The following is a 16,033-nucleotide window of genomic DNA, read 5'->3' as shown; positions in this document are numbered from 1 at the left end:
TATTATATTTTTGTATATAATAATAATACATTTTATTGGAGTGGTTTTAATGAATATCGATGATAGAGAGAACATAGAAAGATTATTTAATTTAGGACATGAGGCTTTTGTAAATAAAGATTATGAAAAGGCTATTGAATATTTAGATGAAATTATAGATATATACAATAAAGATATTATAGCATACTCTGACGGCGAATTTATTATATATAGCGATTCTTATAATAATGAGGATGAAGAAACAAATATAAATAACGATGATATAAACACTACTCATAATACTTTAGTAGATGCTTACTATAATAGAGCCATATCAAAATATAATATGAGAAACTATGAAGAAGCTATAAAAGATCTTGATAAAGTTATTGAATTATCTCCAGACAAATTAGAGGCATACTACAATAGAGCTCATTCAAAATCATATTTAGGACAATACGAAGAAGGAATTAAAGATTTCAAAAAGGTATTAGAGTTTAATGAAGATGATTATGAGGCAATGTATTATGTGGGACTTGGGTATTTTTATTTATTAAACTATGAAGAAGCTATAAAGCATTTTGATTTGTCTTTATCTTTGTTGGAAAAGTTGGGGGAAGCAGAAATTAATGATTTATATTATTATAGAGGACATTCAAAGTGTTATTTAAAAATGTATGAAGAAGCTTTATCAGATTTTACCAAACTTGTAGAGCTTAAAGATGATGACAGCGAAGCATATTATTCTAAAGCTTTAAGCGAGTTTTATTTAGGCTTATATGAAGAAGCTATAAAAGATTTTGATACTTCCATAAAATTAGACTCCACTTCTTCAAATGCTTATTATTTTAGAGGGCTTTCAAAAAATAATTTGGAATTGTATCAGGAAGCTATGAACGATTATAAAAAAGCTTTAGAATTAGGTTCTGAAAACATAGTAAATATTTATAATGATATGGGGCTTCTTGAATACAAGCTAGGAAATTATAAAGAGGCTATAAAATATTATACAAATATAATAGAGATAGATGAAAATATATTTTATGCATATTATAACAGGGCTTTAACAGAGGAAAAGTTGGATTTATATGAAGATGCTTTATCCGATTATAATAAGGCTATAGAACTTGAGCAAAACGATGCTTATTTATATAATAACAGAGCTTTATTAAAATGGAGAATGCAATTATATCGGGAGGCTTTGGAAGATTTTAACAGAGCCATTTCATTATACAGTGAAGATGCTGCATTCTATTATTATAGAGGACTTACTAATTGTTGCTTAAATGAACATTCAAAGGCTTTAAAAGATTTTGATAAAGCCATTGAGTTAAACAACAATTATACTGCTGCATATAATGATAGAGGATTAATATATAATCAACTCCAAAAATATGATTATGCAATCAATGATTTTAAAAAATCAATAGAACTTGATAATGAAAATATGTATTCTTATTACAATATGGCTTTATCTTATGATGCTTTAGAAGAATATGAAAAATCCATAAAATACTATTCTAAAGTTATAGAAATAAATCCATCATATTCATATGCTTACTATAATAGAGCTTTAGCTGAAATGGAGATAGATTTATATAACGAGGCTATAGAAGATTTTTATAAAGTAATAGAGATTGATAATAATGATGTTAATGCTTATTTTAATATAGCTCTATGTTATGATTCTTTGAAAGAGTATCAAAAGGCTATAGACTGCTACACAAAAGTTATTGAAGCTGATAATTCTTATATTGACGCTTATTACAACAGGGGATTAAGCAAGGTAGAATTAAAACTTTATGATGAAGCTTTTGAAGATTATATAAAAGCATTAGACATTAACCCTAATTATTTAAATGCTTATAATGGCATAGGTTTTTCAAAGACAAAGTATTCTAACAATGAATTTAAAAATGGAAACACTCAGAGGGCTATTGAACTTCTTAATGATGCTTTAGTTTATTATAATAAAGGTTTGGAATTAAATATAGATGATAATTTAATAAATGCCTCAGTATATGATAGCATTGGATATACTGTTACAAAGTTGGCTAATATACATTTTACTCTTAATGACAAAGAAAAAGCAATTAAATATTATAATGAGGCTTTATCATATTTCAACAAATCTATAGAATTAAATAGTAAACATGCATTAGCACATAACAGCATAGCATATATAAACATACAATTAGACAATATGAACAATATATATGATAAGCTAAATGAAAAGGCATACAGCTATTTTGATAAGGCTTACAGATTTGCAAAAAAAGATGATAAAAAATTAATAATAAAATGCATTACATCACTTGCAAAAGAGAATATAAAAACTGCTGTGGATTTTTGTAATAAAAACAATATAAGTTTTAATTAACGCACGCTAAACTAAATAAAAAATATAAATTAATTTAGTATTCAAATTTTGCTATATATAAAAAATAGATAAACCGTGAGGTGTATTAAATTAAAAATCTAATCTACACTTGGGTGGGTGCTTTAGTTTATCAATTAGCTTTGAATATAAATAAATTAAAAATTGCATATTATAGTAATAAAGAATAAAGGGCGGGGAATGTAATAAAATTTTTAAAATTGAAATATTTGCAGGGATTTGCCCCCTGCGAAGCGTGCTCGTAGGGTAGCACCCCAGTTCTTTTGCCGATAGGCACCTACTCGGTATTGGTATAAAAGAACCAAAAGAACTGCATTTTTTTAGCTTAAAATGTTGGTATTATTTTATAATTTATACATATTACAACATATAGTTATTATTTATAATAATAAATATCTAATTTCTTACTCCACTAAAGAATTAAAGTATTTATTTCCTCTAAATATGTCTTCTGATATAATTCTCTGTGCATGGTCATACTTATATGATAAACTCTCCCTATCAACCTCTATACGTCTTATATTGCCGTAACTATTAGTATAAAAACTATTATAAAACCTTATAACATCATCAGTATTTTCTTTATATAAAAGCTCTATCAAACTATTTGTATAATCAAGTTTTGTATTAACTGCTATAAACATAGGTATATTCTCTGGAGGAAAACCGTCTGGCAATTTATAAGGACCATCTTTTCCATTCCATATAAGAAGAGGGTTTACAGCATATGAAGTTAAAAACGATACCTTGATACTTTCATCTATGGAAGAGTTGTATATAATATTCTTTAAATACGGATATAAATGGTCATGCTTAAATATAATTATAGAATCTGGATATTTTTCTAATATTATATCTCTTGTTTTTATTATATCTATTGCTGTCATTGCAGCATTTTCAAGAGTTTCTACCAAAACAGCTCTATTTTTTTTATCTATTTTTCTCATAAATCTTTGATTGTTTGAAGCGAAATTTAAATCATTATTTACATGAGTATTTGCATGACCTAAAAATGTAAAACCCATAACAAAAACTCTATCTTCTGAAATATTCTCTTTAATATAATTCTTTATATTTGTTATCCCTAAATTAAATACTGTTTTTTCAACACCAATATCAGGAAATAATTTATCTAAATAATAGGTAACTCCAGACTCTTCTAAAGCTATTACTTTATAACCCTTATCTCTAAGCAAGAATGGAAGAGTTTTAGTGATGATAGTAGAATCAGGCTTTTTAGGAAATATAGGGGAGCTGCCTGTTAAACCAGATAACCTTGCAAACAAACTTCCATTTCCATCATTAGGGCCAACTTTAGGTGAAACTTTAGCCCATTCTCTATACTCTTCTGGAAAAGGGTCTTTGTCAAATAAACTTGCAAAATGGCTATAATCATAAAAAGATTCTACATATATTAAAAATACACTTCTATTTGTAACTGTATCATCACTATACGGCATTATTAATTTTGATACATCTATATTTCTTTCACTTAATAAATCAATGGCATCTCTTACATCATCAATACTATGCTCTATATTATTATATTTTTTATCAAAAGATATTCTATGGCTTATTGTGTTTATTATTCCTTTGCTGTTTGCTATATCAAAATAATTAGCATAAATAGAATTAATATTTACTGGCCTAAAAAATGATAAATATGTTGTTAATATCACTATAACTATTAAAGAAATAGATTTTATTCTTTTTATTTTATACATCTTATATAATCTATATATAAAATATAAAGCAAAAGCTATAAGCAAAGAAAAATAAAGTACAGTAGCAGCTATAGTAATAATTTGTAAATATAAAGGTACAACCTCTATTAATGAAGGGTATAAATCAGGCATATCCGTAAAAAATAATGGTTTTGTAACTACAGAAATACCTAAAGGCTCTATGCTAAAAAAAGAAAATATAGCAACAATCACAAAAGAATATGATATTATTAGCCTCTTTTTTGTTGGTATATAATCACATATATTATAAGCTATTACAGAAAACCAATAAACATATATTATATCAATTACATGAAACTCAAAGTTTCCCAAAGACATAAATGGAAATAAAAAATCTATTAATAAAAAATATAGTACTAATATTATAAAAAAAGAAATAAAATAAAAGTTATTTTTCATATTGATTACACATTACTATCTAAACACTATTATCTAAAATTTATATTTTGAGAATTATATATTAAAATATTTTTTATTCAATAGATATATATAGTGAAATGATTGCATTTTGTTGGAAATAGTTATTTATGTGTTTTTTAAACAGCCTTATTATTCTTTTTTACTTATTATGTTATTTTATTATACAAATACAAGATTCTTTTCATTTATAATTTTATTCACCGCACGTAAAATAATTAAAAAAATATAGTTTAAATTAGTAATATAATTCAATTATATTCATAGTATATTTTACCGTGCGTGAAAGTATTAGGCAATATCTTTTTATATTTAAAAACTATAGTATAATAGTAAAAAATCCTTTAGGCATTATTTATGGAAAATAAAGAAAATACAGAAAATAATAAACAACCAACCAAAAAAGAAAAAAGAAATTACCAAATGGATAATTATAATGTAATGATTAAATTATTTATATTATCTATGATAGTTTTTGCCGCACTTTATTTTGCACATAATTTGCTAGTTTCTTATAGGCTTGATAAAGCTATGGAAAAATATTCAAGTCCATTAGAAAATATTATTATAACTAAAGAAGAGTTTTATACTAATGTAATAATAACAGAGATAGAAAGCAATAAATTTATCACTAATAATATAATATTAAAAAGCTCATCAATAGAAGATCTGAAAAACGCATTTTCTGAAGCTATAGACAGCCACACAAAAAACCTTCAAATATCTATTAGCGAAATAGTAAAATCCTCATCAGACACATTAAATTTCTGGTTCGCTTTTATATCAGTAGTAATGATAGTGTTCTCATTTGCAGGAGCATTCGTAAACAATAATATTTTAAATGAATCAAGAGAACAGTTAAATATTGTAGAAAAAGAAGCAGAAAAATCTTTAAATCAGATAAAGGAAGAGACTGATAAAATAATTGAAGAAAATAATAAAAATGTAAAAATAAATAGTGAGTTGAATTTAGGCTATCAGGCATATCAAAATAAAAAATATAAAGAAGCTATAGACTATTTCTCAAGAGTTATAGACCTTGATGATAAAAATGTGTATGGATATTTTAACAGAGCATTAGCTAAACAAGAATCAAAACAATATTTAGAATCGATTAAAGATTATGATAGAGTTATAGAACTATACAGTAATGATTCAATGGCTTATAGTAATAGAGGACTCGCTAAAGCAGAGTTGAAACAGTATGAAGAAGCGATTAAAGATTTTGACAAAGCTATAGAATTAGATAATAAGAATTCATTGGCTTATAATAATAGAGGACTTGCTGAATATAATTTAAAGCAATATGAAGAAGCGATTAAAGATTATAACATAGCTATAGAATTAGATAATAATTGCTCACTAGCTTATAACAATAGAGGACTTGCTGAATATAATTTAAAGCAATATGAAGAAGCGATTAAAGATTACAACATAGCTATAGAATTAGATAATAATTGCTCACTAGCTTATAACAATAGAGGACTTATTAAATCAGATTTACAGCAATATGAAGAAGCGATTAAAGATTTTGACAAAGCTATAGAATTAGATAATAATTATTCAATGGCTTATAATAATAGAGGACTTATTGAATATAATTTACAGCAATATGAAGAAGCGATTAAAGATTATAACAAAGCTATAGAATTAGATAACAATAATTCATTGGTTTATAATAATAGAGGACTTATTGAATATAATTTACAGCAATATGAAGAAGCGATTAAAGATTTTGACAAAGCTATAGAATTAGATAATAATTTTTCAATGGCTTATAATAATAGAGGACTTATTAAATATAATTTACAGCAATATGAAGAATCTATAAGAGATTATAACAAGGCTATAGAATTAGATAACAATAATTCATTGGCTTATAATAATAGAGGACTCGCTGAATATAATTTAAAGCAATATGAAGAAGCGATTAAAGATTACAACATAGCTATAGAATTAGATAATAACAACTCATCATTTTATATTGGCAGAGGAGCTGCTAAATCAGATTTACAGCAATATGAAGAAGCTATAAAAGATTATAATAAAGCTATAGAATTAGATAATAATAATTTATTAGTTTATTATTTTAGAGGACTTACTAAATCAGATTTGAAACAGTATGAAGAAGCAATTAAAGATTATGATAAAGCTATAGAATTAGATAATAATTATTTAGAAGCTTACTATAATAGAGGAAATGCTAAAGCAAATTTATATAAGTATGAAGAAGCTATAAAAGATTACAATAAATGTATAGAAATAGATGAAAGTGATATAGATGCTTATAATCAAATAGGTTTATATAAAACTAAATTAGCAAATATTGAATTAAAAAATAATAATATCTTAAAAGCTAAAGAATTATTGAATGAATCTATAACGTATTGTAGTAAAGGAATTGAAATTATTAATTATGATTCAACTATATATGACACTAGAGGATATGCTAAAACTAAACTAGCTAATATTGAGAGAGATAATGGAAATATAGAAAAAGCTATTGAAATATATAATGATTGTTTAAAAGATTTTTATAAAACTATAGAATTAGACTCTGAACATGATTATGCATTAAATAGTATAGGCTACATTAAAAATATACTTGCCAACATTCAAAAAGAAAGTATTTCAGAAGAAGAATATAATAAATTAAAATCTAAAGCTTTAGAAAATTTTGAAAAAGCGTATAAAATAGCTAATGACTCATTAAAACCAAAAATGGAAAACTACTTGATAAAACTTGCAAAAGAAAATGATACTGTGGGTATAGAGTTCTGCACTAAAAATAATATTGATTATGCTAAATAAGTATATAAATATCTAAACAGCTATATTTTGTAAATTGATATATTTTTATAAATGTGTTATCAGCTTTTCCCACTGCTAAGCATATATAAGTGCCCACAGCAGTAGAAAAATTCTGCAATAATTACAAAATACAAAATTTTTAGTATAAATTAATTGTGGAATATTTTACTTAAAAAATCTTTAATTCTTTCGTTATTTTGATTATTAAAGAAGTTTTCAGAATTATCCATAGCAATAATTTTACCGCTATCCATAAACGCTATATTTGTAGAAAGTTCTTTTACAAAACTAATCTCGTGACTTACTATAATCATAGTCATTTTTTCTTTAGCAAGACCTTTAAGTACGGCTAAAACCTCACCTATAAGTTCAGGGTCCAAAGCAGAAGTAGGCTCATCGCATAAAAGTATCTCAGGTTTCATTGCTAAAGCTCTGGCTATAGCAACACGCTGTTTTTGCCCTCCAGAAAGTTCACTAGGATAACTGTCTCTTTTATCTTTAAGACCAACCATATCCAACAACTTTAATCCCTCTTCTATTGCTTCATCTTTATTTTGCTTCTTTACAATGATTGGTGCTTCTATGATATTTTCTAAAGCTGTTTTGTGGTGAAACAAATTAAAGTGCTGAAATATCATTCCTATTTTTTCTTTTCTCTTTATAAAATCTTCTTTAGATATAGCAATATTATTTGAAAATAAAGGTTCATTATCTATATAAACTTCACCAGAATCAGGTTTATCTATTTGTATAATATTTCTAAGAAGGGAACTTTTTCCAGCACCGGAAGGCCCTATAATAGAAACTATATCCCCCTTATTTACTGTAAAACTTACACCATTAACTGCAGCAGATTCTTTATATTTCTTTTTTAAATCAATAACTTGTAATTGTAAATTAGCTTCTAATGACATATTTCTTCTCCAATTTTCTAAAGATAGCAACTACAATAAATGTGAATACTAAATATATTATTCCTGCTATTACAAAAGGTATAAGCTTAAAATCTCTAGTTAAAATCTGTCTTGCATAAAGCATTAAATCGCCTATTCCAAGAACTATTACTAATGATGTATCTTTTATTAAGCTAATAGCTTCATTTGAAAGCGGCGGCAATACTTTTCTTATAGCCTGCGGAAGTATGATTCTAGTCATTATTTGTCTATAATTCAAATTAAGTGCATAAGCTGCCTCATACTGCCCCTTATCAATACTTTCTATACCAGCTCTAAATATTTCTATAAGATAAGAAGCATAATTAATAATAAAAGTAATAGCTGCAGAAGTAAATGCTGGTAAAGCTATTTTATTATTAGTAATAAGCGGAATACCATAATAGAAAAATATTAATTGAAGTATTAAAGGAGTTCCTCTAAAAAGCCAAGTATAAACATCAAAAAGATATTTCACAAACTTTGGAGCACTAAATTGTAATGCCGCTAAAATTATAGATAACGGCACAGAGAATAATGCCGTAATTAAATAAAGACTTATTGTAACGTATGTACCTTTTAATAAATAAATTGTCGTAGCTATTATGTATTCCATATCTCAAAACTTTATAACAAAAAATATTTTTATAGTAATACTATTCATAATATTATAATACTATTAATAAAAATATCAATACATTTATTAAAATACTATTAATAAAAATGTTATTTTTTTAAAAAAATTTACATTTTATGAATAAAAATTTGGTTATGAAGATATACCAACACACAATATAATAAAATTTATAATAATAATTTTATACTCTATTACTTCTCTCCTACCTACTTTGTTATATCAAAATAAAATATATATAATGTATTGTGAACTAAGCATAATATAAAAAAGGCTCACTATTAATAGCAAGCCTTAGTATATAATTTTTTTATTATTGATTAGGAACACCAACAGTGCCTAAATACTGCATTATCTGAAGTCTTCTGCTTTCAACATCTCTATCCAAATTAGCTATCACCTGATTATCCTTAGCAAGCGGAGACATTCTAGCCTTAAAATCATTATAAATATTAAGTGCCTCAACAATCATATTCTGCTCAACATATATATGACCTATAGCATACAAAGCAAAAGCACCGTCCTGAGTTAAATCATTGGTATATTTTGAATATATATTTAGGGCTTCATTATATCTTTTTTGATTAAGATAAATACTAGCCAAATCAAAATCTATGCCCCTTCTATCATCTCTTGTAATATTAGGAAGATTTAAAGTATCATTTAATATATTGATACCAGTATTAACATCTCCAATATTAGCATAAAGTATAGCAAGCTCTTTATTAACATTTATTAATTGAGTATTATTAACTGCTCTCTTTTTAGCTTCGTTTTTAGCCCAAATTGTTTCATCTAAATCTTGTCTATTTTGATAAATATAATTAGCATAAGCAGTGTAACTATCAAAAGTGTTTTCAGCTATAGCCTGTTGTTTTAGAGTATCTGCCTGCTGTCTTGTAGTTCTAAGCTGTAAATCTAATCTATTATTAAACTGCATTATCTGCTGATAGGTAGCGTTTTGTGCTCTTGCTGCATCTCCAATATCTTTACCTCTATGGAAAGTCTTCTCTGCTCTATCCATTACATCTTTAGCTTTATTTAAATATTCAGCCTCTTTCTCATAAGGAGTATCTTTAGAGCGTGCTAAATATTCATAAGAAGCAGCCAAGTTGAAATAAGCAGGATAAATAAGTTTTTCAAGCTTTATAAGCTCTTCATACATCACAGTAGCTCTTTCATAATCACCATCTAATATAGCTTGATTACCTATAGCAAAGTAAACATTAGACATATCAAAGCCTATAGTAAGCATTCTCTCTTCTTCTTGTCTTTTAAGATTTTTATACTCTTCTATTTTTGCATCAGCCTCTTCTCTTGTAATACCGTTTTTAGCAACGTTTCCATTACCCATAAAACCAAGCAATTTTTGATATGTTTTTATTCTTCTGTTATACATATCTATTTTAGCAAGTGAATAAGAACTTACAAAAATCTCTCTAGTTAAAAAGTCATAATGAGAAATCTCTTCAGCAGTTCCTTTCATAGTGTAGCTATCCCAATAATCTTCCTCTGTTTTTAATTCTGGGAAAGGAAGCTCATACATTTTTACAAAAGTTATCTCTTCATTGCCGTTATAATTATTTTTTCTCTCTACTGATATTAGACCTTCATCAAGCAAAGCATTCAAATCTGAAGAAACTTTATCATTCTCATAATTTCTTTTTAAATGCTCTTTTGCTATTGCCTTATAATCATTAACAGTAAGAACCTTAAAAAACTCTAATTCATCAACTAAAGCATATTTTATAGGCTGAACTTTAAATACAAGCCCATAAGCCTTAAAGTAATAATCTCCAAGTCTTTCAAGCCCATCTCTTCTCCAAGCCATATAATAAGGTCTGCCGCTGTCTATAAAATCCTTATCAACAGCATCGCTTATGCTTCCAAGCCATCTGCCGTCTGTTTTCATAAGGTTACCGTATATTCTCTCAAATACATTACCCTTCTGGTCATATATTTTTAAATCTGGCCTTCTTCTTTCAACCATAGTGTAGTAAACAAGACCGAATACTTGGTTATCTCCTCCCTCTGTTGCAAATATTGCATTGTCTGGAAGTGAGTTCATCATATTATATGAATAGTCGTGATTACTAAAATCTTTTGAGTTGTTGTTGCGGCTTAAATTCATTACAAATATAGGTATCATTATTGCAAATATTGCCGCAAGTGATATTGCATGATAAGGCTTTAATTTTGTATCTGTAGTCTCTTCAGAAGGTTTTTTTAATACATTTTTTATATTAGTATTAAAATATTCCATATACCACTGTATACCAAAGCCAACTATTACAATCATATATAAAGTAGCAGGCAAGAAAAATACCTCAACAAATGATAAAGTTCTTACACTTGGAGGAGGGTTAGTATATGCCATAAGTGATACAGCAAAACTTAAAAGTCCAAATACAGAGAATATTCCTATAAACTTATTTTTCTTAAATATTTGGAATAACCCCGGTATTAAGAATAATAAACCTAAAACAGTTAATTGAGTTTTAAATATATTAATTAAAGCAGATACTTGCTCTGGGTGAAGAATGAATGCTGCTGCAATATCGTTACCAGAAGCACCATACTGTTTTCTGTGTATCATACTAAATAAATAGCTTAAATTCTCCCATCCGCTAGGTTCATTCAACTGTCCCCAGTTTAGAGGAGGTAAAGCCCTTGCTCTTATAGGCATGTAGGCATATATCATAACGCCAACTGCAAGCATTAAAAGCATTTTATAATAAGAAAATGATATGCCTGTGATAAAATCATTATCATTATTAAACTTATCTATCTTGCACAAGAAATATCTATAAACTAACACCCAAACAACAACTAAAAATAAAGGCCAAAATACTAAGAACATTCCTTTATAAAGTGTTGGGTAGAAAGGAGCTTTTAAGTTTTGTATCATATCTGGTCTTAAATAAGAACCATTAGCAAGTGCTGTAAATATGTCGCTTAAAATATTCATATCTGTGAAAGGCTTAAAGAGTATAGAGAATATAGAATCATCAGAAGCTACACCCGGAGGGAAATATAAATAAGCCTCATAATTCATAATAAATCTATAGTATCCAAACCCGCCTATAAAGAGTAATATTAAAAACACAAATATAGATATAAAAGGAGTTTCAATATTTTCTATGTATCTGTCTTTATGAACTAAGAATAATACCACAGCTATAAACAAAAGCGGAGCAAAAGCAAATGGCAAAGTAACATGGTGATTAGCAAGTGCTACCCCATAAAGAAAACCAAAAGCCATTAAATATTTATTTCCATAGTAAGGCACATCATCATTAGCATGCTGCCACACTGCCTCAAACCAATAAATAAGTATTAAAAGCATAGAAGCTATTTGAAGAATATTTAAGCTATAAACTTCAGCCATAGTAGCCTGTGCCCACATATTATCAGATATAGCAAAAGCAATACTTGCCAAAAGTGCTGGTATATGAACTACAGGAGAAAAACCTCTCTCAATTCTGTTTTGTCCTAATACTTTAACCATAATAAGATAGAAGAAAATCATTGATATAGCACCGCAAGTACCAGAAAATAGGTTTGTCCTCCAAGCAATGTTTCCAAATGGTATATAAGTAAATAGTTTAGACATTAAAGTATAAAAAGGATATCCCGGAGCATGCCCTACTCCCAAGAAGTAAGCTGCCGTTGTAAGCTCTCCATTATCACCTGCCGAAAGCGAAGGCGTTAATGTAAACAAATAAAGCAAAAATGTAAACAAAAATGCTGCAGCAGAAAATATTATATCTATCTTTGAAAGGTGATAGGGTTTTATTTCGTACTTTTTAAATATTGGTTCGCTGTTAGATGATTTTGAGAATAATTTAGAAAATATGTTTTCACTTTTTTCTTTATTAGCTTTTTCTTTTTTATTATTTTTTTCTTTATTTTTTTGATTGTTTTGCAGGTTGTTAATATATTCTTCTATTAACTCTCTGTCTTTTTCTAATTTTTTTGTAAGCTCATCAATGCTTTTATTTTTGTAATTAGCTTTAATATACTCTTTTTCAAGATGCGAAAGTTTAGCCATTGAATTATTTCCTCTTAATCTAATTTTAAATAGTTTCAGATTGTTATATATTTTATTTTGGATTATATGCGGCAATGAATTTATTTTGTACTTTTTCCCGCCGCAAAAAGTACCAAAAAGTGCAAACAGTTATTTAATTCTTATAATATTTCAAATCCTCAAATATTACAATTATAATCAATTATTATATAATAAAATCGCTTATTATTCAATAATGTAAAATGGATTTTATATTGAAATAAAATATATTTTAAATTATAGTAAAATTATATTTAGCAGTTATATTATAGGAAATAAAATGAACTTCTTAAAACTTAATAAATTAACTATTATATTAATATTTATTATAATTTCTTATATATTTTATAATGACTTGATAAAACCTAATAATACAATTAAAGAAACTAATATTTATAATTTAAATTACATAGAAGATGACTACATAATAGAGAATAATTATAATACAGACTCTGATATTAAGTATCAAAACATAAGAAGAAGATACAAAACTGATCTTGACCTTGAAGAAGATAGAATGTTTATTATGTTTACATGTTCTATTTTTATAGGTTTTTTACTTAGTTTTATATTATTATCAAAAAATAGCTCCCCTAAAAAAGAATTAATTGCTGCCAAAATAATACTAGGTGTATTTGTTATAATTACAGGGCTAATTATTTTTATAAATTATGAGAATATAAAAAACATATTGGAGTATTTATCTTTACCTATAGGTTTTATAATAGGGTTTGTATTGTCAAGATTAATATTTAAGTAAAAATAATATATTTACTTAATTAAACCTTATTCTAATCCCAGCCCTTTAAGAATTGTTAATCTATTTTTCTATTAAACTTTATTTAGATATGGAAATTTATATTATATTTTTAGCCCCCGCCCAAGTTTTATTTAAAATTGAATTTTTTATAACCGCACGGTAAACTAATTTATAAAAAATAGCTAAATTAAAATCATTACAACATTCTATTTTTTGGCTTTACTCTGCGTGCGTTAAATTTATTATTTTTTTATTAATACATTATGTAGGTATCAATTAATATACTTGAAATAAAAATTAATTTATGATAAATATATTTCTATGTGTAGTATTATTTAAAAGGTTTTGTAATGAAATTCAGTGTCTTAGCGATTATAATAATTACTATTTCTCTTATATTTTATAATGAAATGAAAAAACATTATCCCAATAAAATAATAATAGAAGTAAATGAAAAAAACAATATTTACAATGCAAACTATATAGTAAATGATAAAGATATTATTTTAGAAAATAGTTATGATTTTAATAATAATGTGGAAACTAAAGAAATTTACCGAAGATACTTTAAATTTAGAAGCGATGATAATTACAATATAGATTTTGAAGAGGTTTCACAATATTTACTTGCAAGATTAATAATAATATTTATGATAGGGTGTGCTATACTAGGTATTTTAATAGAGATGATTTTTTTTAAAAATGGCTCTTGTAAATATTATATTATTGTATCTTCCATAATTATTTTAATAAGTTCTATTATTATTTATAAAATACATAAAAACTTGGCTATTTTTAATATTGGCGGAAGTACAGAGAGTATACTAGAATTATTAGCTTTCTTTTTTGGAGGTATATTATCCTTTATAGTATTATTAATTAGTAAACATCTTAGGTCTAAGGATAATAAAAAAAATAATGAACAACTATAAGGATTTAACGCTTGTGTAATTGATGCATAAACTTTTATAAGATTTGTTTTTATGTTTATAAAAAATTATAAAAATATAGAATTAATAAAATTGATTAGCTATATAAAATTAATAAATTATATTTTTTGTCATTATATTTATTTTCTCTTCCTAATTTTTTTAAATACATAAGCAACTATAATTATTAATAAAATTAAATTTAATACTATAATTATTGCTTTTTTTAATGTAATCTCTCCAAATAAAACCATAGTAAGAATATTTGAATGTCCTAATATAGCTTCGATAATATCTTTTTGAATGAATAAAGTTGATTTCAAATCATTAGTATAATTATTTGTTTGGTTTATGATATTTGCATCATTTATAGTTGGCGGAGCATTAAAAAATGATGCATATAAAAGAATAATAAAAAATATTAAAGCAACAAGTAATGTTTTTTTTATGTTATCTTCATTTAAATTAAATAATGCTGTTATAACACCGATGGCTATAAAGATATATTCATAAGTATTTTCAATGTATTTGATTATAAAAAATCCTGACACTCCAAAAAATGCTGCTATTAATATTATAACTACTCCCAAACCTATTACACTATCACCATCTCCTACTGTTTCACCAATTCCTTTAATTAAAAGTAATATTAAAAACACGATTATGAAAGAACATAAAAATAATGCTGCTATTCTAAACAAATCATTTTCTGGTATATTGATTTTGTATATTAAATTAAAAACAATATCTTTCATAAATATTTATCATATCTCCTTAAATATATATAATTATGCATGCTTTAACTTTTTGCAAGCAATAAACCTAATATAATTCCTGCTGCTATACTCAAATATTCTTTGGCAGTTATAATATTATCTTTTAACATAAGAAAAACAAATATACTCATTGAAATCCACAACAATAAAATAAAATACATTTTTAAATCTTTCTTTTTAAATCCTTCTTTTTTTATTTCATTAATTGCTAAAGCACTAAACATACTCGATGAAAAGCTAAGAAAAAACATAATTGTAACTCTAAAAAATAAACTTTCCGGTATCCATGGAAATCTTTTGTGATGACGGCTAGGAGTTAGAAAGTCTATTATTAAATTAACTAAATTATCTTTTTTATTATTACTAAGCAAATCATTATTTTTAGAATATTTATCCATTGTTTCTGATTTATTATTTACTACATCATACTTATTTAATATATCAGGAGCATTCATAATAAACAATATCATTCCCATAGTTAATACAATAACAAATAAAATAGTAATAATACCTTTTATATCAAATTTTTTTTCTCTATCTTTTTTTATTCTTCTCATAGCTGTTTTATCCTTTTCACTTTCTT

10 protein-coding genes are annotated in these 16,033 nt (G+C 25.8%); 4 read left to right on the top strand and 6 right to left on the bottom strand.

Annotated elements, in window-relative coordinates; genetic code table 11:
* Nucleotides 1-49: 49 nt before the first annotated feature.
* Complete coding sequence (locus GQX97_RS07010) at nt 50-2,359, top strand: tetratricopeptide repeat protein (RefSeq protein ID WP_157151236.1); 2,310 nt, start codon at nt 50-52, stop codon at nt 2,357-2,359.
* 422 nt (nt 2,360-2,781) lie between these two features.
* Here the strand turns inward: GQX97_RS07010 and GQX97_RS07005 are convergent, their stop codons facing one another.
* Entirely contained in the window at nt 2,782-4,521 is a 1,740-nt protein-coding gene (locus GQX97_RS07005; RefSeq protein ID WP_157151235.1) for a sulfatase, read from the bottom strand.
* A 375-nt stretch (nt 4,522-4,896) separates the two neighbouring features.
* On the opposite strand from GQX97_RS07005, the gene GQX97_RS07000 reads away from it, so the two are divergent.
* Nucleotides 4,897-7,350, top strand: a complete 2,454-nt coding sequence (locus tag GQX97_RS07000; protein WP_157151234.1) for a tetratricopeptide repeat protein — start codon at nt 4,897-4,899, stop codon at nt 7,348-7,350.
* A gap of 149 nt (nt 7,351-7,499) precedes the next feature.
* Here GQX97_RS07000 and GQX97_RS06995 read toward each other — a convergent pair whose 3' ends face one another.
* The 3 genes from GQX97_RS06995 to GQX97_RS06985 all read right to left on the bottom strand — a co-directional run bounded on the left by GQX97_RS06995 (nt 7,500) and on the right by GQX97_RS06985 (nt 12,967).
* On the bottom strand, nt 7,500-8,264 hold the full coding sequence (locus GQX97_RS06995; protein ID WP_157151233.1) for an amino acid ABC transporter ATP-binding protein: 765 nt from the start codon (nt 8,262-8,264) through the stop codon (nt 7,500-7,502).
* Nucleotides 8,248-8,898, bottom strand: coding sequence for an amino acid ABC transporter permease (locus GQX97_RS06990; protein ID WP_157151232.1), 651 nt, complete (start codon nt 8,896-8,898; stop codon nt 8,248-8,250). The genes GQX97_RS06995 and GQX97_RS06990 overlap by 17 nt, the downstream gene beginning before the upstream one ends.
* 331 nt (nt 8,899-9,229) lie before the next feature.
* Nucleotides 9,230-12,967 carry a DUF2723 domain-containing protein gene (locus GQX97_RS06985; protein WP_157151231.1) on the bottom strand — a complete coding sequence of 1,246 codons (3,738 nt, stop codon included), beginning with the start codon at nt 12,965-12,967 and terminating at the stop codon, nt 9,230-9,232.
* 298 nt (nt 12,968-13,265) lie between these two features.
* Between GQX97_RS06985 and GQX97_RS06980 the strand changes: the two genes are divergently transcribed.
* Nucleotides 13,266-13,745, top strand: a complete 480-nt coding sequence (locus tag GQX97_RS06980; protein WP_157151230.1) for a hypothetical protein — start codon at nt 13,266-13,268, stop codon at nt 13,743-13,745.
* A gap of 350 nt (nt 13,746-14,095) precedes the next feature.
* Nucleotides 14,096-14,677 carry a hypothetical protein gene (locus GQX97_RS06975; protein WP_157151229.1) on the top strand — a complete coding sequence of 194 codons (582 nt, stop codon included), beginning with the start codon at nt 14,096-14,098 and terminating at the stop codon, nt 14,675-14,677.
* A gap of 137 nt (nt 14,678-14,814) precedes the next feature.
* On the opposite strand, the gene GQX97_RS06970 is transcribed toward GQX97_RS06975, so the two are convergent.
* Nucleotides 14,815-15,429: a hypothetical protein gene (locus tag GQX97_RS06970; RefSeq protein ID WP_157151228.1), complete on the bottom strand. Its 615-nt coding sequence runs from the start codon at nt 15,427-15,429 to the stop codon at nt 14,815-14,817.
* 44 nt (nt 15,430-15,473) lie between these two features.
* Complete coding sequence (locus GQX97_RS06965; RefSeq protein WP_157151227.1) at nt 15,474-16,007, bottom strand: hypothetical protein; 534 nt, start codon at nt 16,005-16,007, stop codon at nt 15,474-15,476.
* Between the last annotated feature and the right edge of the window lie 26 nt (nt 16,008-16,033).

This window comes from Brachyspira sp. SAP_772, assembly GCF_009755885.1.
Taxonomy (GTDB): domain Bacteria; phylum Spirochaetota; class Brachyspiria; order Brachyspirales; family Brachyspiraceae; genus Brachyspira.
Note: the sequence above shows the minus strand (reverse complement) of the source record. Positions and strands in the feature narration are given on the sequence as shown.